General features: G+C 38.9%; 20 protein-coding genes. 17 read left to right on the top strand and 3 right to left on the bottom strand.

Features of this window, described 5'->3' with window-relative positions; genetic code table 11:
- Positions 1-503: 503 nt before the first annotated feature.
- From rhuM to K0A91_RS05955, 3 genes are read left to right on the top strand one after another with little or no spacing between them, the layout of a single operon-like run.
- Positions 504-1376, top strand: coding sequence for a RhuM family protein (rhuM, locus tag K0A91_RS05965; protein WP_295008965.1), 873 nt, complete (start codon positions 504-506; stop codon positions 1374-1376).
- Positions 1366-2370, top strand: coding sequence for a virulence RhuM family protein (locus K0A91_RS05960; RefSeq protein ID WP_295008963.1), 1005 nt, complete (start codon positions 1366-1368; stop codon positions 2368-2370). Before rhuM ends, K0A91_RS05960 begins: the two co-directional genes overlap by 11 nt.
- Before the next feature lie 13 nt (positions 2371-2383).
- Entirely contained in the window at positions 2384-3094 is a 711-nt protein-coding gene (locus K0A91_RS05955; protein WP_295008961.1) for a Sir2 family NAD-dependent protein deacetylase, read from the top strand.
- Here the strand turns inward: K0A91_RS05955 and K0A91_RS05950 are convergent.
- The gene (locus K0A91_RS05950; RefSeq protein WP_295008959.1) at positions 3091-3366 is read right to left on the bottom strand and encodes a helix-turn-helix transcriptional regulator; all 276 of its coding nucleotides are present in this window, start codon (positions 3364-3366) and stop codon (positions 3091-3093) included. The genes K0A91_RS05955 and K0A91_RS05950 overlap by 4 nt on opposite strands.
- 274 nt (positions 3367-3640) lie before the next feature.
- Between K0A91_RS05950 and K0A91_RS05945 the strand changes: the two genes are divergently transcribed.
- The gene (locus K0A91_RS05945) at positions 3641-4531 is read left to right on the top strand and encodes a GGDEF domain-containing protein (RefSeq protein ID WP_295008958.1); all 891 of its coding nucleotides are present in this window, start codon (positions 3641-3643) and stop codon (positions 4529-4531) included.
- A 99-nt stretch (positions 4532-4630) separates the two neighbouring features.
- Positions 4631-4864: a hypothetical protein gene (locus tag K0A91_RS05940; protein ID WP_295008956.1), complete on the top strand. Its 234-nt coding sequence runs from the start codon at positions 4631-4633 to the stop codon at positions 4862-4864.
- Here K0A91_RS05940 and K0A91_RS05935 read toward each other — a convergent pair.
- Together K0A91_RS05935 and miaA are read right to left on the bottom strand one after the other, a co-directional pair.
- On the bottom strand, positions 4861-6096 hold the full coding sequence (locus tag K0A91_RS05935) for a dicarboxylate/amino acid:cation symporter (protein WP_295008954.1): 1236 nt from the start codon (positions 6094-6096) through the stop codon (positions 4861-4863). The two genes, K0A91_RS05940 and K0A91_RS05935, sit on opposite strands and share 4 nt — an antisense overlap.
- On the bottom strand, positions 6093-6986 hold the full coding sequence (gene miaA, locus K0A91_RS05930) for a tRNA (adenosine(37)-N6)-dimethylallyltransferase MiaA (protein ID WP_295008952.1): 894 nt from the start codon (positions 6984-6986) through the stop codon (positions 6093-6095). The genes K0A91_RS05935 and miaA overlap by 4 nt, the downstream gene beginning before the upstream one ends.
- Before the next feature lie 67 nt (positions 6987-7053).
- On the opposite strand from miaA, the gene mqnP reads away from it, so the two are divergent.
- The 12 genes from mqnP to K0A91_RS05870 all read left to right on the top strand — a co-directional run bounded on the left by mqnP (position 7054) and on the right by K0A91_RS05870 (position 16790).
- The gene (gene mqnP, locus K0A91_RS05925) at positions 7054-7914 is read left to right on the top strand and encodes a menaquinone biosynthesis prenyltransferase MqnP (protein WP_295008950.1); all 861 of its coding nucleotides are present in this window, start codon (positions 7054-7056) and stop codon (positions 7912-7914) included.
- The gene (locus K0A91_RS05920) at positions 7911-8432 is read left to right on the top strand and encodes a hypothetical protein (protein ID WP_295008948.1); all 522 of its coding nucleotides are present in this window, start codon (positions 7911-7913) and stop codon (positions 8430-8432) included. Before mqnP ends, K0A91_RS05920 begins: the two co-directional genes overlap by 4 nt.
- Positions 8429-8953 (top strand): hypothetical protein, encoded by a 525-nt coding sequence (locus K0A91_RS05915; protein WP_295008946.1) that lies wholly within the window; start codon positions 8429-8431, stop codon positions 8951-8953. The genes K0A91_RS05920 and K0A91_RS05915 overlap by 4 nt, the downstream gene beginning before the upstream one ends.
- A gap of 4 nt (positions 8954-8957) precedes the next feature.
- Positions 8958-10121 carry an FtsW/RodA/SpoVE family cell cycle protein gene (locus tag K0A91_RS05910; protein WP_295008944.1) on the top strand — a complete coding sequence of 388 codons (1164 nt, stop codon included), beginning with the start codon at positions 8958-8960 and terminating at the stop codon, positions 10119-10121.
- A gap of 21 nt (positions 10122-10142) precedes the next feature.
- Positions 10143-11165, top strand: coding sequence for an undecaprenyldiphospho-muramoylpentapeptide beta-N-acetylglucosaminyltransferase (gene murG / locus K0A91_RS05905; RefSeq protein ID WP_295008942.1), 1023 nt, complete (start codon positions 10143-10145; stop codon positions 11163-11165).
- Positions 11158-11766, top strand: coding sequence for a DedA family protein (locus K0A91_RS05900; RefSeq protein ID WP_295008941.1), 609 nt, complete (start codon positions 11158-11160; stop codon positions 11764-11766). Before murG ends, K0A91_RS05900 begins: the two co-directional genes overlap by 8 nt.
- Positions 11763-12230, top strand: coding sequence for a DUF420 domain-containing protein (locus tag K0A91_RS05895; RefSeq protein ID WP_295008939.1), 468 nt, complete (start codon positions 11763-11765; stop codon positions 12228-12230). Before K0A91_RS05900 ends, K0A91_RS05895 begins: the two co-directional genes overlap by 4 nt.
- Positions 12231-12257: 27 nt before the next feature.
- Positions 12258-12848: a cytochrome b/b6 domain-containing protein gene (locus K0A91_RS05890; protein WP_295008938.1), complete on the top strand. Its 591-nt coding sequence runs from the start codon at positions 12258-12260 to the stop codon at positions 12846-12848.
- Between the two features lie 16 nt (positions 12849-12864).
- A complete protein-coding gene (gene bcp / locus K0A91_RS05885) occupies positions 12865-13335 on the top strand; it encodes a thioredoxin-dependent thiol peroxidase (protein WP_295008936.1) in 471 nt (156 codons plus the stop codon).
- A gap of 334 nt (positions 13336-13669) precedes the next feature.
- A complete protein-coding gene (gene rpsB, locus K0A91_RS05880; RefSeq protein ID WP_295008935.1) occupies positions 13670-14449 on the top strand; it encodes a 30S ribosomal protein S2 in 780 nt (259 codons plus the stop codon).
- 2 nt (positions 14450-14451) lie between these two features.
- Entirely contained in the window at positions 14452-15504 is a 1053-nt protein-coding gene (tsf, locus tag K0A91_RS05875) for a translation elongation factor Ts (protein ID WP_295008934.1), read from the top strand.
- A gap of 89 nt (positions 15505-15593) precedes the next feature.
- Entirely contained in the window at positions 15594-16790 is a 1197-nt protein-coding gene (locus tag K0A91_RS05870) for an FAD-dependent oxidoreductase (protein WP_295008932.1), read from the top strand.
- The last annotated feature ends 14 nt before the right edge of the window (positions 16791-16804 follow it).

Genomic DNA, 16804 nt, shown 5'->3' with positions numbered 1-16804 from the left:
TTAAACTTAAGTGTCGGTTTTTACTCCAAAGTGTCCGAATCATTTCCGACACCACTGTCCGATTAGAACCGACATCACTGTCCGAACTCAACCGACATTAGTGTCCGATTTGAACCGTTTTTTGCAGTTTATGATTTTAACAATGATGAAATTTTTAAAGATATTAATAAGTGGTCTCAATAAATAAAAGATATAAAGGCATTAAAAATTAAGGTCTGATGGAGAAAAACAGATGGCAAAAGTTTTGATTTTAAGCGGTGCGGGAATAAGCGCTGAGTCGGGAATGGATAAAGCGGGTCAGAGTTTCACTTTTTACTACATATAGAAAAAATCATTGCAAAATGTCATATTTTTAAATGAATTTTTATTTTTACGCCATGATAAATAAAAGTATCTAGGATTGGTTATGCATAAAATATCAGTTATTAATGAAGAGACTATAAAAAAACTATTTCTACATGTCGTAAGTTTTGATGAGAACGGGAATAAAAGGAACAAAGTAAATGGATAAACTAAATAAATCAGATTTGATTATTTATAATGACGGTGAGCTTGAGCTTGATGTGTCTGTTAAAAATGATACGGTATGGCTCAATAGACATCAAATTTCAGAGCTATTCGGTAGAGATGTAAAAACCATAGGGAAGCATATCGGCAATGTATTTAGTGATGGGGAACTTGAAAAGTTTTCAGTTGTCGCAAATTTTGCGACAACTGCTCATGATGGCAAAACATACAATGTTGAATACTATAGTTTGGATGTCATTATTTCAGTGGGCTATCGGGTAAAATCGCAAAAAGGGGTACAGTTCAGACAATGGGCAACAAAAGTACTCAAAAATTACATTACCGACGGATATGTAATAAACTCCGAAAAAATAACAAACCAAAGATTTAAAGAGCTTGAAAATGAGGTGGTGCTTTTAAAGTCAAAAGTAGAAAATATCTCAAATTCACTTGAAAGCACAACGCTAAAACAAAAACAAGGAATACTTTTTGACGGGCAGATGTATGATGCCTATATTTTTGTGAACGATTTGTTAAAAAGTGCAAAAGATGAAGTGGTTATTATAGATAACTACATAGACGATACGGTTTTTACACTCTTTAGTAAATACCAAAATTTAAAGATAAAAATCTACACTCAGAGCATTTCAAAACAGCTGCGTTTGGATTTTCAAAAATACAATTCCCAGTATCAAAATATAGAACTATATGAGTTCAAAAAAGCTCACGACAGATTTTTGATACTTGATGAAAAAGAGATTTACCACATAGGAACAAGTCTCAAAGACCTCGGCAAAAAGTGGTTTGCATTTTCTAAGTTTGAGATGGAAGCTTTGGAGATTTTACAGAGGTTGAAGCATGAAAAATAAAATGAACTCACAATCAAACATCCTCATCTACCAAACCGAAGACGGGCAGACCAAAATCCAAACACGACTTGAAGATGAAACTGTTTGGATAAATATAGACCAAATGGCAGAACTTTTTCAAAAAAGCCGCTCAACAATTAATGAACATATTTTAAATATTTATAAAGAAGCTGAGCTTGAAAAAGATGAGAGCATGAGAAAAATCGGAAATTCCGATTTTTCTACAAAACCTACTAACTTCTACAACCTAGATGTCATCATCTCCATAGGCTACAGAGTAAAATCGCTTCAAGGTACGAAGTTCCGTCAATGGGCAACAGCACGGCTCAAAGAGTACATCATCAAAGGTTTTACTATGAATGATGAACTCTTGAAACAAGCAGGTGGCGGAAACTATTTTGAAGAACTTTTAGAACGCATCCGAGATATACGAAGCAGTGAGAAAGTATTTTGGAGAAAGGTACTAGACATCTATGCCACAAGTATAGACTACGACCCAAAAGCGGAGAGTTCTATGCTCTTTTTTCAAACGGTGCAGAACAAAATGCACTGGGCAGTTCATGGCAACACGGCAGCGGAGATAGTTTATCAAAGAGCAGACAGCACAAAGCCAAATATTGGGCTTACCAACTTTAAAGGCAGCAAACCAACAAAACAAGAAGCAGAGATAGCCAAAAACTATCTGAATGTTGATGAACTAACTCTTTTAAATCGTATGGTAACGGCATATATAGAGATGGCAGAGATTCAAGCGATGAGTAAAACCCCGATGTACATGAAAGACTGGATAGCAAGATTGGATGATTTTTTGAAAATGACGGGTAAAGATATACTCTCTCACGCTGGCACAATCAGCCATGAAAAAGCTATAGAAAAGGTAAATAAAGAGTACATGTCATACAAAGAAAAAACAAAAAATGAACTCTCAAAAGTAGAAGAAGATTTTATAGAGCATTTAGAGGCTACGGCGAAGATGTTAAAAATTAAGGTCTGACGGAGAAAAACAGATGGCAAAAGTTTTGATTTTAAGCGGTGCGGGGATAAGTGCTGAGTCGGGCATAAGTACATTTAGGGACAGCGGCGGGCTTTGGGATGAGTACGATGTCAGCGTTGTTTGCAACTACGACAGCATGCAAAAGCACGAAGATGCAACCATAGAGTTTTACGACAAAAGAAGAGCGGAGCTAGAGAGCAAAGAGCCAAACTACGCACACAAAAGAGTAGCCGAGCTAAAGAACATGTACAAAAAAGAGATAGCGGTTATTACTCAAAACGTGGACAATCTTTTTGAAAAAGCAGGGCTTAAATCCGAGGATGTTATTCATCTGCACGGTTTTTTGACACAGCTTAGATGTCAAAACTCAAACTGCGGAAAAGTTTTTGACATAGGTTATAAAAATCAAAATGAGTTTAACGGCGGAAGATGTCTTACATGTAACTCAAAACTTAGACCAAACATCGTCTTTTTCGGCGAAGCAGCGCCCATGTATGAGGAGCTAAACAGACATATTCAGGATTGTGAGCTTTTCGTCGTCATCGGCACAAGCGGCAATGTCATTGGGGTAAATACAATGGCGCAGTTTGCTACAAGGTCGATTTTAAACAACTATGAGCCTAGCAGTGCCATAGATGATGCCTACTTCTCAAAAGTGCTCTACAAAAAAGCGACCGAAGCCGTTGATGAGATATTGCAGGAGATAGAGAGTTTTTTAAGTTAGGGATCTTCTTTTATAGTACTGATACCGTTAAAAAACTCTAAAATATCAACATTGAGTGCGACCGCTATTTTATATATATGCTCTAGGTTAAAATGGTGATTATCTTTTAGATTTTCGCATTTACTGTAAAATGATATTGATCTAAGACCCATCTCTAAGACCAAATCAAGCTGAGGCTTATTTCTCTGTTTTCTTATTGCTCTGACATTTTCAGAGACTGTTTTATAGAAATCTCTTAGTTCTTCTTCATCGGTTATGGAAAGTTTTTTCATTTCAACTACTTTTTAACGTTAATATTAAACTTTTTAAGTTTACAAATATATAATTACAACTGGCTAGAATTATAATATTTTATAATCATAGATAACAATATTATATATAGTATTACTATATATAGTATATTTTACATGAAAGGAGATTGCAAGGGTGATTACAGAGACAGCTTTACTTTTATTGATTATATTAGTTTTATATTTATTACAAAAAAGTAAATTTTACAGTAATAGTTTGAATAATAGATTACGTCACCAGTTACAAAACAATTTATTGTTAGATGCGGTAGGTTATGGTGTCTACACTGTTGATAACAATGGAAACTGCTTATCCATAAATGAGACTGCTCTTGAGATGTTAGATATGCTAAAACACGAGGTCTTAGGTAGAAGCGTTGAGACTATGTTTTATGATGGTGCATTAAAAAATCACACATATGCAAAAGAGACATGCCCGGTATCTAAAACTATAAAAGATAAAAAAAAGAGAGTTGTAAAAAAGCAAATTACTAAAAAAGATGGAACTTCAATCCATCTTAGCCTTAGCATCTCCCCTTTTGAAGACGATGGAGCTGTAGTTGTCTTTAAAGATATTAGTACGGAAGTCGCAATGCTGCAAGAGTTAAATCAAAGGAATGTTGAACTTGACAGACTTGCTACTACGGATGGATTGAGCGGTTTGTATAATAGAAGATATTTCGATGATAATCTGCAGATTGAATATGACAGAGCATCGAGGGGTGGTACCAGTTTTACATTGGGTATATGCGATATAGATAATTTTAAATTGTATAACGATAACTATGGTCATATAAAAGGAGATGAGGCAATACGCTCCGTAGCCAATGTTTTAAAACAGACTTTCAACCGACAAACAGATATTGTAGCTAGATATGGAGGAGAGGAGTTTGTTTTCATTTTGATTGTAACACCTAAAGATAGTGCGTTAAAGCTTGTTCAAAAAGCAAAAAAAGATATAGAGGAACTGAATATAGAACATTCGTTTAGTGATATATCAAAATTTATAACTATGAGTTTTGGTGTTGTTCATGTGGATATATTAAGAAGAGAAATTGCTGTTCGAGAGCTGTTAAATATTGCTGATTCGGCTCTATATAAAAGTAAAAAAAACGTAAAGAATACGATTACTTTTGAGAATGTATAGAAGATAGTATAAGTTCTTCCAAATCCTCAAGCGGCGCGCTGATGATATTTTCAAACTGAGTGCGGTTGAACGTCTGCTGTCTCTTTGCAAGCTGCGTCCATGTACGAGGAGCTAAACAGACATATTCAGGATTGCGAACTCTTTGTCGTTATCGGCACAAGTGGCAATGTCATAGGCGTAAACACAATGGCGCAGTTTGCTACAAGGTCGATTTTAAACAACTATGAGCCAAGCGTTGCCATAAACGACGCCTACTTCTCAAAAGTGCTTTACAAAAAAGCGATCGAAGCCGTTGATGAGATAGCGAAGGAGATAAAAGTTTTTTTAAATTAAGAGGCGGTGCTTGAGAGCGTGCGGCCTCTTTTTTCATACTCATCGACAATCTTTGTCACAACCAAATCAGAAGTGACATTTAGCGAAGTTCTGCACATATCTAAAATTCTATCCACCGCGACAATCAGGGCGATATACTCAACAGGCAAACCAACTTGATTTAAAATAACAACCAGCATAACCAAAGAGGCACTAGGCAGTGCTGCAACACCTATACTCAAAGCTACAACGGTAACTCCAAGCAAAACCTGCTCGCCAAAAGCAAGCTCCACACCTGCAAGATTTGCGATGTATAGTACTGCAACACAGAGATATGCAGCCGTTCCGTCCATAGAAACTGTAGCACCCAAAGGCAGAACAAAAGAGGCAGTTTTTCCATCTACTCCACCCATCTCTTTAACTACTTTCATAGACACGGGAAGTGTAGCCGCTGAAGAAGCGGTTGAAAATGCCATAATGGAAGCTTCTCGTACGTCTGAGAGATAGCGGTAAGGATTGACTTTCGCCAAGTATGCCAAGAGTGCGGGAAGAGTAATGAGCGCGTGAAAAACGATGACACCAACAACTACCAGCATGTATTTCCACAAGCCCAAAACAACATCTATTCCCTGCTGGGCTATGACGTAAGAGATTAGACTAAAAACGCCGATGGGTGTCAGAAGAATAATCCACCCTGCTATTTTCAACATGGCGCCATTTAGTGCTGAGAAAAAATCAAACATAGATTTTTGCTCACTTGGTTTTAGGTAAAGCGAAGCAACTCCAAGCAGTATTGCAAACACTATGATTTGCATCATAGAGCCCTCGCTCAGAGCTGAAAAAATATTTGTCGGGATAAAACTAAGCACCATAGCCGAGAGAGAAAAAGGCTCTATCGCGGCTGCTTTTTCATAGCTAAGTCCTGCACTCTCTACACTTTCTCCCACTGAAAAAATATTCATAGCAACAATAGCCGCCAAAACTGCCAGAGATGTTGTAAAGATGTAGAGCAGAAGTGTTTTAAGAGCGATTTTTTTGAGATGCTCCAGAGAGCCAAGCCCTATAATGGCCGTAAAAATGCTTGCAAAAACGAGCGGAACAACCAGCATTTTTAAAAACGAAATAAATATAGAACCTATGATTTTTTGCTCCAAAGCCAGCTCTGGGAAGAAAACTCCAAAAAGCGCGCCAGAGAGAATGGCAAGAAGAACCAAACTGTTTGTGGTTGTATATTTTTTTACTCTCTTTATCAACTTATACCCCAGATTTGCTTATTTGAGAACTCTTCAAGCGGCGCGCTGATGATATTTTCAAACTGAGTGCGGTTGAACGTCTGCTGTCTCTTTGCAAGCTGCGCCGTGTGAGTTGAGATATTTCCAATCATCTGCTCAAGTGTCACTTTGCCATCAAGATACTCCAAAACTTCCACTATCCCGATGGAGTTCATGGAGTGAGGAAGCCTTGTGTAGCGCTGCTCTAGTCGGCAAACTTCATCTATTAAACCAGACTCAACCATCTTTAGAGTGCGTTTTTTAATCCTCTCTTTTAAAACTTCTCTCTCAACTTCTATATTGTAGATAGGGAGGTTTTCTATTGTCGGTTTTGGAGGATTTAGCCTAAACCATTCGCTTGGAGGAAGCCCAGAAGCCTCATAAATAAGGAGCGCTTTTTCTATTCTGTATCTGTCGGATGGCGATATGTTTTTCACATACTCTTTGTCCAAGTTATATAAAATCTCCCAACACCCGTGCAAATCTTTGAGTTTTTTTTCTACATGTAAAGATATCTCTTTGGTTATTTTTGGAATCTCTGAAAGCCCGCTAACGAGCGATTTTAGGTAAAAAGATGTGCCTCCGACGATGATGAGGTTCTTTTTATTTTTTTTACATGTAGAAATTACATCTTTGTATAGATTTATAAAAATATCAACGCTGAAGTACTCATCAGGATTAAGCAGGTCTATGCCGAAGTGTTTAACCTCTCTTAGCTCTGCTTTAGAGGGTTTGGCGGATACTATGTCAATCTCTTTGTATATGCTTAGTGAATCTATGGAGAGAATGTAGGCATCTATTTTTTTGGCGATTTTAGTTGCTAAATCACTTTTTCCTGATGCTGTAGGACCTATAAGTGCGAGTTGAGTCATGGCAAAATTATAGCAATTTTAAATCAACTTTGGGTAAAATCAAACAAAAATAATTCTAAGGTTTAATTTGAAGCGATATATAAACAAACTCAGAGATTTTAATGAACTAGTGATGTTTGAACACTCTATTTTTTCGCTTCCTTTTATCTTTATAGCCATGGTAGTCGCAGCCGATGGATGGTTCGGCACAATGCTCCTTGTTTTAGGCGTTTTTGCAGCAATCAGTGCCAGAAATTTCGCGATGGGGCTTAACAGATTTGCCGACAGAGACATTGACGCGCAAAATCCAAGAACACTCTCAAGACCAAATGTTGACGGAAGACTTGATGCAGGCTCGATTCTCATATTTACCGCTGTTAACGCTTTTGTTTTTGTTGGGGCTGCATATTTGATAAACCCGCTTGCTTTTGCTCTAAGCTTTCCTATCCTTCTTGTTTTGGGCAGCTACTCCTACTTCAAGAGATTTTCATCGCTTGCACACGTTGTTTTGGGCATATCGTTGGGACTTGCCCCGATAGCGGGAGTTGTTGCGGTAAGTGCCGAGATAACACCGTGGTCGGTTATGTTAAGTCTTGGCGTAATATTTTGGGTGGCTGGGTTTGACCTATTGTACTCATTACAGGATATGGAGTTTGACAAAGAGAGAGGACTGCACTCAATCCCTTCAAAATACGGCGCGGATGTTACGCTTAAAATCTCCGCTTTTTTTCACCTGCTTACGATAATATTTTGGTTTTTGTTCGTATGGGTTGCGGGGCTTGGCATATTTGCCTACAGCGCGGTTATGCTCAGCGCTTTTATGCTTGGGTATGAGCACTATCTGGTAAGAAAAGATTTTACAAAAATTGACCGCGCCTTTTTTACGGTAAACGGCTATCTCGGCATTGCATTTTTTATCCTGATTGTTTTGGAAAAGGTTTTGTTATGAGCGTAAGATTAGTAAAAGCACCGATTGAAATAGTTTTTAGCTTCGCTGCAGCAGATAAAGAGGCTTATATAAGAGAGTATCAGCAGTTAAGCGAGAGTGATGACGACCCTATAAGTCAGTGGCTCAAAATTGCTCGCGCAAAAGGCGAGACATCAGATACAGACCCGGTTTTGTTAAACCTTATGGTTGAGCTTCACAGAAAAGTAGACGCACTGGAGCGCTTTTTGAAAAATGAGGAGCCAAAGAGAGTATCTCTTGCAAGCAGTGCCGAGATAGAGTCCATAGGTTTTGAGCATTTTAAACTCTCTGAGGAGCTCTTGCAAGAGGGCGCGGAGTATTACGGCAGAGTTATGATGCCTGTGCACCCAAAGAGAGATGTGGCAGTTTTTTTTACCGCTTTGGACAAATCGCTTGCCAAAATCACAAAGATGCATGAGCGCGACGAGAGAGAGTGGAGCGTATATCTGACGGCAAGAGAGAGGGTTCTTATCCGTGAAGCAAAAGAGGCTAAAGAATGAATCTTAATCTTGAAGCTATAAACGTAGAGTATCTAGTGGTTGCGATGGCAGCTATGATTTTGTATCTTATCTACTACGTATTTACAAAAGATTCAGAGTATAACAAAAATATCCGCGCCGTTGCAACGGTCGCAGAAGAGCTAAACAGAGAGATTTTTTACCTCAAAAAAAAGCTTGGTGATACTCAGATTAGCATCAAAAAAAATAGCTCAAGAATGACCGATGAGGAGATTTATCAAGAGGTCGAGAGAACCGTTTATGACATGGTAAAGCCGATTTCACTCTCGCTTAAGAGACTAGAAGAGAGCGTGCAAAGGATAGATGAGCATATAGACGCAAGAATCTCATCGCTTGAGAGCGGAGTAAAACAGATATCTATCCCTGCGTCAATCCACGGAAACGATGACGAAAAAATCATATCGCGCTACAAGCAGGGAATCACTCTTGAAAACATCTCAAAAGAGCTCCATTTATCTAAAGCAGAAGTTGAATTTGTACTAAAAATCAACAAAATAAAGTAACTCAGTGGCAGATAGACAACTCTTTACCCTCGTATCGGTTCTTATCGGCATCAGTGTAGTTCTGATATATTCGCTCTCGGCATATATCACACTGCTTTTTGAAGTAAACCAGTTCCACTTTGCTTTGAGACAGGCTGTTTTTGGATTTTTAAGCATATTTATCATCTGGCTTTTGGCTCAGGGAGATCCCGATAAACATCTTACCCCGATAGGATTTACTCTCTTTATCGGCTCAACGATACTTATGATAGCCATGCCGTTTTTGCCGGAGTTTTTGGTCTCTGCGGTTGGCGGAGCAAAGAGATGGATAAAGCTTTTTGGTTTTTCTTTCGCGCCGGTTGAATTTTTTAAAATCGGCTTTGTATATTTCTTGGCATGGAGCTTTTCGAGAAAACTTGGGCATCACGGCGGCATGGGCGTAAAAGAGGAATATATCCGTTTTGCACCTTACGGCATCGTTTTTATAGGAGCGATGTTTGTTATCGCCTTTGTTCAAAATGACTTAGGTCAAGTTGTGGTATTAGGGCTTACCCTGCTTTTTATGCTTATGTTTGCGGGAAGTAGTTTTAGGTTCTTCTTGACGCTTCTGATAGGAGCAGTGCTTTTCTTCCTGTTTTTTATATTTACCGCAGAGCATAGAATCTTGCGTATAAAATCTTGGTGGGCTTTGGCGCAGAACAATATTCTGGAGATTTTCCCCGAGTCAATCGCCGCACAGCTAAGAGTTCCCACAGAGGTTGAGCCTTACCAGATAGGACACTCCTTAAATGCAATCCACAACGGCGGCTTATTCGGCGCGGGAGTCTCAAACGGAACTTTTAAACTTGGATTTTTGAGCGAGGTTCATACTGACTTTGTTTTGGCTGGACTTGCCGAGGAGTTTGGCTTTATCGGTGTTTTAGTTGTCGTAACACTATTTATATGGATGTTGCAGAGAATTTTCAAGATTGCAAACCGCGCAAAAGATTCAAAGACATATCTTTTTTGTTTGGGAGTAGGTCTTCTTCTGGCTTTTGCATTTTTGGTAAATGCGTACGGTATCAGCGGTATCACGCCTATCAAGGGTATTTCCGTTCCATTTTTAAGTTATGGAGGTTCCTCTATTTTGGCAGCTTCCATCGGGATAGGTATGGTTCTTATGGTCTCTAAAAAAGTGAAAATGAAGTAACATGCACAAATTGGAAAAAAGATGAAAATCTGCATAACGGGCGGCGGAACAGGCGGACATTTGGTAATTGCGGAGGCTTTGGTCGAAGCTGCCGTGCAAGAGGGACATGAGGCTATTTTTATAGGTTCAAAGAGCGGACAGGATAGAAAATATTTTGAAAGTCACAGCACATTCAGCCATGTCTATTTTTTAGATACTACGGGGGTTGTAAACCAAAGAGGGCTTAGTAAGCTAAAGGCTCTTTGGCTTGTAACAAAAGCTTTTTTTGCCTCAAGAAAAATACTGAAAAAACACAAGATTGAGGCGACTTACAGCGTAGGAGGATTCTCTGCAGCTCCTGCTTCTTTTGCGAGCTTGAGCAGATTCATCCCTCTTTTTATACATGAGCAAAATGCAGTTGAGGGAAGACTTAACTCACTTTTAAAACCCTTTGCCAAGAGGTTTATATCTGCTTATGACAAAAATTCTGCCATAAAAGGTTATCCTCTAAAAGATGAGTTTTTCAACGCTAAGAGAGTTAGAGAGAAGATAAAAACCGTTATTTTTTTAGGCGGCTCGCAGGGTGCTAAAGCGATAAATGATTTGGCTCTAAGTGTCGCATGTGAGCTTCAAGCCAGAGGCATAAAAATCATCCATCAAGCTGGAGAGCGTGATTTTGAGCGCGTAAAACAGGAGTATGAAAATCTACATGTAGAAGCTGAACTTTACGCTTTTACAAAAGAGATGCCATCACTAATGTCAAAGGCCGATTTGGCCGTTAGCCGCTCAGGTGCAAGCACGCTGTGGGAGCTTTGCGCAAACGGTCTGCCTGCGCTTTTTGTTCCCTTTCCTCATGCCGCATCAGACCACCAATACTATAACGCAAGGTTTATAGTCGAGAACAACATGGGCTGGTGTGAGCGCGAGTCTGAGGATTTAAAGGCGAAACTTCTATTGCTCTTAGATGAAAATCTAAAAGAAAAAAGCAGCGCACTTATAAAACACTCAAGCAAGGATGTGGCAAAGAAGATGATTTTAGACGTAGCAGAGGTTTTAAATGCTTAGAGAGCTTGCCGCCGATTTGGTTGAGTTAATATTTGAGTGGGGATATTTTGGGATATTTGTACTTATGACGATAGAGAGCTCTTTTATCCCCTTTCCAAGCGAGATAGTTCTTATCCCCGCGGGTTATTTGGCATCAAAAGGCGAGATGAGCATAGGGCTGGTAATGGCAAGCGGTCTTGGCGGTTCAATGACGGGAGCGTTTATAAACTACTACCTAGCACTGCTTCTTGGTAGAAAAATTCTCAGCAAGTACGGGAAATATTTTTTTATAAACGAAAATGCCATAGAGAAGATGGACAGCTATTTTGAAAAACATGGTCATATCTCTACTTTTATCGGAAGATTAATACCGGGAATCCGTCAGCTTATCTCCATCCCTGCGGGTCTAGCTCGCATGAATTTGGCGGTTTTTTCTATATATACGGCGTTGGGTGCTGGAATCTGGGCTTTTATTTTGGTGATACTGGGCTATGCAATCGGAGAAAATCAGGAGCTCATAGATACATACTTAAAACAGATAACTGTCACGGTGCTCCTTACTTTGGTTTTATTGGCTTCGTGGTATGCTTATATTCAAAAACAAAAAAAGGTTAAAGAATGAGTAGTGATTTGGGATATATGTTTGAAGCAGGTTTTTTTGGAACGCGTGCACCGCTGTTTATGGATATAGTGACGCTAATAGTTGCTCTTTTGCCGTTTATCGTGGCTTTTGCAATCTCATTTGCAGTAAAGAAGCGCTATCGTACCCACTCATACCTTCAGATTGTTATATTTGCTTTTTCGGTAATAGTGCTCTCTTACTTTGAGTACGGAGTAAGAGTCGGTGGCGGATTTTCAGCATTTATGCAAGAGAGCGGAGTCTCATACAGCTATGCTCTTATAGTTCTTGTTGCTCATATAATTATTGCGGTAATCACGGTCGTATTATGGGGAATAGCTATTTTTGGAGCAAAGAAGTTGTTGCAATCAGGCAGGCACAGAAAAATGGGTCTTATCACATTTACAGGAGTTGTTCTTACATCGTTGACTGGAATTTGGGTCTATTGTTTGATGTTTATATATTAAGCCACTTGCAAAATATAAAATAAATCAATGGAGTTTAAGATGAGGTACACGAGAAGTTTTAGAATTTGGCACTGGCTGAATGCGATAGTTATTTTAGGACTTGTTGCAACGGTACTGCTAAGAAAAGGTTTTTTGAGTTATAGAACAAACTCTGAAATTATAATGACCAAACTCTCAGAGATGGGTGTTGATATCTTCAAAGAGGATGCAGTAGTAATAGCAAAGGCTATACGCGCTCCAATGTGGGAGTGGCATATAATATTTGGCTACGCTCTTGCTTTTTTGGTTGTTTACAGAATCGCTCTAATGTTTTTCGATAAAAGCAAAAGAGACTCTTTTGCCTCTTTAGAGCTGCATAAAAAGGGCGTGAAGATATCCTATTATATTTTGTATGCTGCTCTTGTTTTTATGACACTGAGCGGTTTTTCAATCTACCTCAAAGAGGAGTTGGTTTTGGCAGAGGAAACCGTAAAAAGCATAAAAGAGCTGCATGAGCTGGTCTATAACTACTTTTTAATATTTATACCGCTTCATATCGCGGGAGTAGTGGTTGCAGATATAAGAGACGAGCATGGAATTACATCAACTATGATAAACGGAAAAACAAAAGAGAATTAATTTACAAAGGAATTAAATGGTTCAATTAGAGAGCATGGCGCCGGACTTTTGTCTGCCAAACCAGGATGATGTCGAGATATGTTTAAGAGATTTGAGGGGGAAGTGGATAGTTCTCTACTTCTACCCAAAAGATAACACTCCTGGGTGTACAACCGAGGCATGTGATTTTAGCGAAGCTGCACCCGATTTTAGCACTCTAAATGCAGTGATAATCGGAGTAAGTGCAGACAGCACTGCAAAACACCGTGATTTTATAGATAAAAAAGATTTGAGTATTACTCTTCTTAGTGATGAGAGCACTTCAATGATGCAGGAGTACGGCGTGTGGGCTTTGAAGAAAAATTACGGCAAAGAGTATATGGGTATTGTACGCTCGACTCTGATTATAAATCCAGAGGGTGTTATAAAAGCTATCTGGAAAAACGTTAAAGTAAAAGAGCACGCAAGAGTTGTAAAAGAGAAGCTAGAAGCGCTTCAAGCACTTTAGGTAAAGCTGCTTGAAGTTTTAACATGTAGAAATATCTATATGTTAAATTTATTAATATCTGTAGTGGATGTAGAGACGGATGTCCTGAACTTTGTCTACACACATTGAAGCATAGATAACAGCCGTGATACACAAGAGTGCATAAAGAAAGGTTGGCTTAATTTTTTTTTGAGTATAATTCGCGGATTTTTCATGTGCTTTTTTGCATCTGAAAATATTCACAGGTATGCGCCATAAAATCAGTGCAACTCCTCTTTTTAGAGGATAATTGCTCGGCGATACTAAAGCATAACTGATTAAATTCTGGCTGAAAAATGCCCTTAAAGGACCTTAGATGGTAACTATGAAAGACCTATTGGAGTGCGGTGTACACTTCGGACACCAAACACGCCGTTGGAATCCAAAAATGAAAAAATACATTTTCGGTGTTCGTAAAAATATCTATATTATAGATTTACAAAAAACTCTTCGTTACTTCCGTAACACTTACCAAATCGTTGTAGATGCGGCGCATGAGGGTAAAACAGTTCTTTTCGTTGGAACAAAAAAACAGGCTCGCGCTTCAGTTAGAGACGCTGCAATCGCTTGTGGAATGCCATACGTTGACAATAGATGGCTAGGCGGTATGCTTACAAACTTCCCAACTATTCAAAAGTCAATCCGTAAACTTGATGTTATTTCTGAAATGCAAGAGAATGGTCAAATAGATCTTTTAACTAAGAAAGAAGCTCTAATGCTTATTCGTCAAAAAGAGAAGTTAGAGATATATTTCGGCGGTATCCGCAATATGAAAAAACTTCCTGACATGCTTTTTGTTATGGATGCAGTTAAAGAGCACATTGCTGTTTTAGAAGCTCGTTGTTTAGGTATTCCTATTGTTGCTCCGCTTGACACAAACTGTGACCCTGACTTAATCACATACCCAATTCCTGGAAACGATGATGCTATCCGTTCTATCCAACTTTTCTGTCGCGAAATGACAGAAGCTATTAACGAAGGTAAAGCGTTAAGAAGCGGTGGAAGAGATGATGCTCAATCTGAAGAAGCAGAAGAATCTGCAGCTGTAGATGTTGATGCACTACAAGTAGAAGATTTCCAAACAGAGGAAGTGTAATTATGGAAGTTACAGCGGCAATGGTAAAAGATTTGCGCGCATCTACTAATGCGCCAATGATGGATTGTAAAAAAGCTTTGGTTGAATGTAACGGAGATATGGAAAAAGCAACTGCTTGGTTAAAAGAGAGAGGTATCGCTCAATCAGCTAAAAAAGCTGACAGAGTTGCGGCTGAGGGACTTGTAGGTCTTAAAATTGCTGATGATTTCTCTAAAGCTACTGTAGTTGAGATTAACTCTGAGACAGACTTTGTTGCTCAAAACGAGGGTTTCAAAAACCTAGTTCTAAAAACAACTGAAGAGGTATATTCTACTTCTCCTGCTGATGTAGAGAGCCTAAAAGCAACTGCATTTGGAACATACTTTAGCGAAGCAGTTATAAAAATCGGCGAGAAGATAGAACTTCGCCGTTTTAACACAATCAAAGCTGATGATGAGACAGTTGCAGTTAACGGTTATGTTCACTCAAACAACCGCATCGCTGTAATTATAGCTGCTAAGTGTGACAGCAAAAAAACTGCTGAAGCGCTTAGAGGAATGCTTAAAAACGTTGCAATGCACGCATCTGCAATGAAGCCAAAAACTCTATCTTATAAAGATTTTGATATGGATTTCGTAACATCTGAGACAATCGGAAGAATCGAAGCTATAAAAAAAGAGAATGAAGAGCTTTCTCGTCTTAAAAAACCACTTATAAATGTACCTAAGTACATCTCTATGGCTCAATTAACAGACGATGTTTTGGCGCAAGCTGAAGCTGATATCAAAGATGCTCTAAAATCTCAAGGCAAGCCGGAAGCTATCTGGGATAAAATAATTCCTGGGCAACTTGCTCGTTTTATTGATGACAACACAACTCTTGACAAAGAGCTTGCACTGTTAGATCAAACTTATGTACTAAACGACAAACTGACAGTTGCTCAGGCTGTTGAAGCTGCTGCTAAAGAAGCAGGCGGCACGGCTGAAATCATCGATTTCGTTCGCCTTGAAGTAGGCGAGGGGATTGAGAAGAAAGCTGACGACTTCGCTGCAGAAGTCGCTGCTCAAATGGGTTAAGGATCTTTCCTTAACCTTTTCTACACCTCTTTATACTAATCCAATTCAAAAATGATATAATTTTTCCAAAAAAACCGCAAAGGTTCGTTATGGGCAAACATAAAATCATTGTTATCGGCGGCGGGTACGGCGGACTTCGCACCGTTGAAAAGCTTGCAAAAACCCCTCAAAACGAGATACTTCTTTTAGATAAAAATTCATACCATTTTACCCAGACCGAAGTTTATGACCTAATAGCAAACGAGGAAGATTTCGCACAGGTTACGGTTGACCTTTTTACATTTTGCAGCGGCTTTGATGACAATGTAACTTTCTTAAAACAAGAAGTAAATAATATTGATTTTAAAAACAGAAAAGTTATTACCACGGTACAGAGATTTAGCTATGACTACTTAGTGATTGCCGTAGGAGCGCGAACAAAATTCGTGGAAGATGTTATAGGACTACGTACCCATGCACACGGCATTAAGTCACTGCACCGTGCCATGTATTTTAAGCAAAAATTTGAAATATCGCTTTTTAAAAGAGTAGAGGAGAGCGGGACAAGCTGTAAGCCGATAAATATTATTGTAGCGGGTGGCGGACTTAGCGGAGTGGAGATTGCTGCTCAGATGGCATCGTTTTCAAAAGAGTTTTATCGTAAAAATAATTTTATATGCAGAAAATTAAACATAGTTCTTATCAATGCAAACGAACATGTGCTTTACGGGCTTGACAAAGTGTTGGTAGAAAAAACTGAAGTGAGATTAAAAGAGCTTGAGATAAGAGTTAAAAATCAAAGAAAAGTTGTTGAGATTACACAAAACAGCGTGAGACTCAACAGCGGTGAAGTAATGGAAATGGACTTTATGATATTTACCGGCGGGATAGAGCCAAATGCTCTGGTACAAAACTTGACACTTGAAAAAAACAGAGCAGGCTACATTGTATCAAACGAATATCTGCAGGCTGAGGGCTACAGTGATGTATTTGCAATCGGCGACTGCACGACCATATTTCACGATGGCAAAATTTTGGCTCCAACTGCCGACACTGCTGAACAGATGGCCGATATATGTGCTAAAAACATAACTAATCTTATAGCCTCAAAGCCTCTGCTTGAGCATAAAATAAACTCAAGAGGCATCTTAATTGCCCTTGGCAGACGTTATGCAGTAGCTAAAATATTCGGCATCTATCTCGGCGGTTATTTTGCATATATAATTAAAAAAAGCGTAGAGAAGATTTATGAAAAAAAATTAGAGATACGCTCGCGAAGAGGGTGCAAAAAGATATTTTCTAGTTAAATTGGCTATAATCC

It is taken from the genome of Sulfurimonas sp. (assembly GCF_019429335.1).
Classification (GTDB): domain Bacteria; phylum Campylobacterota; class Campylobacteria; order Campylobacterales; family Sulfurimonadaceae; genus Sulfurimonas.
The sequence above is the reverse complement of the archived record's forward strand: the minus strand, read 5'-3'. Positions and strand labels throughout refer to the sequence as shown.

What these genes read in the sequence shown, in the direction of transcription:
- rhuM (WP_295008965.1), top strand. Translation starts at nt 504, where the DNA reads ATGGATAAACTAAATAAATCAGATTTGATTATTTATAATGACGGTGAG.
- K0A91_RS05960 (WP_295008963.1), top strand. Translation starts at nt 1,366, where the DNA reads ATGAAAAATAAAATGAACTCACAATCAAACATCCTCATCTACCAAACC.
- K0A91_RS05955 (WP_295008961.1), top strand. Translation starts at nt 2,384, where the DNA reads ATGGCAAAAGTTTTGATTTTAAGCGGTGCGGGGATAAGTGCTGAGTCG.
- K0A91_RS05950 (WP_295008959.1), bottom strand. Translation starts at nt 3,366, where the DNA reads ATGAAAAAACTTTCCATAACCGATGAAGAAGAACTAAGAGATTTCTAT.
- K0A91_RS05940 (WP_295008956.1), top strand. Translation starts at nt 4,631, where the DNA reads ATGTACGAGGAGCTAAACAGACATATTCAGGATTGCGAACTCTTTGTC.
- miaA (WP_295008952.1), bottom strand. Translation starts at nt 6,986, where the DNA reads ATGACTCAACTCGCACTTATAGGTCCTACAGCATCAGGAAAAAGTGAT.
- K0A91_RS05920 (WP_295008948.1), top strand. Translation starts at nt 7,911, where the DNA reads ATGAGCGTAAGATTAGTAAAAGCACCGATTGAAATAGTTTTTAGCTTC.
- K0A91_RS05915 (WP_295008946.1), top strand. Translation starts at nt 8,429, where the DNA reads ATGAATCTTAATCTTGAAGCTATAAACGTAGAGTATCTAGTGGTTGCG.
- murG (WP_295008942.1), top strand. Translation starts at nt 10,143, where the DNA reads ATGAAAATCTGCATAACGGGCGGCGGAACAGGCGGACATTTGGTAATT.
- K0A91_RS05900 (WP_295008941.1), top strand. Translation starts at nt 11,158, where the DNA reads ATGCTTAGAGAGCTTGCCGCCGATTTGGTTGAGTTAATATTTGAGTGG.
- K0A91_RS05895 (WP_295008939.1), top strand. Translation starts at nt 11,763, where the DNA reads ATGAGTAGTGATTTGGGATATATGTTTGAAGCAGGTTTTTTTGGAACG.
- K0A91_RS05890 (WP_295008938.1), top strand. Translation starts at nt 12,258, where the DNA reads ATGGAGTTTAAGATGAGGTACACGAGAAGTTTTAGAATTTGGCACTGG.
- bcp (WP_295008936.1), top strand. Translation starts at nt 12,865, where the DNA reads ATGGTTCAATTAGAGAGCATGGCGCCGGACTTTTGTCTGCCAAACCAG.
- rpsB (WP_295008935.1), top strand. Translation starts at nt 13,670, where the DNA reads ATGGTAACTATGAAAGACCTATTGGAGTGCGGTGTACACTTCGGACAC.
- tsf (WP_295008934.1), top strand. Translation starts at nt 14,452, where the DNA reads ATGGAAGTTACAGCGGCAATGGTAAAAGATTTGCGCGCATCTACTAAT.
- K0A91_RS05870 (WP_295008932.1), top strand. Translation starts at nt 15,594, where the DNA reads ATGGGCAAACATAAAATCATTGTTATCGGCGGCGGGTACGGCGGACTT.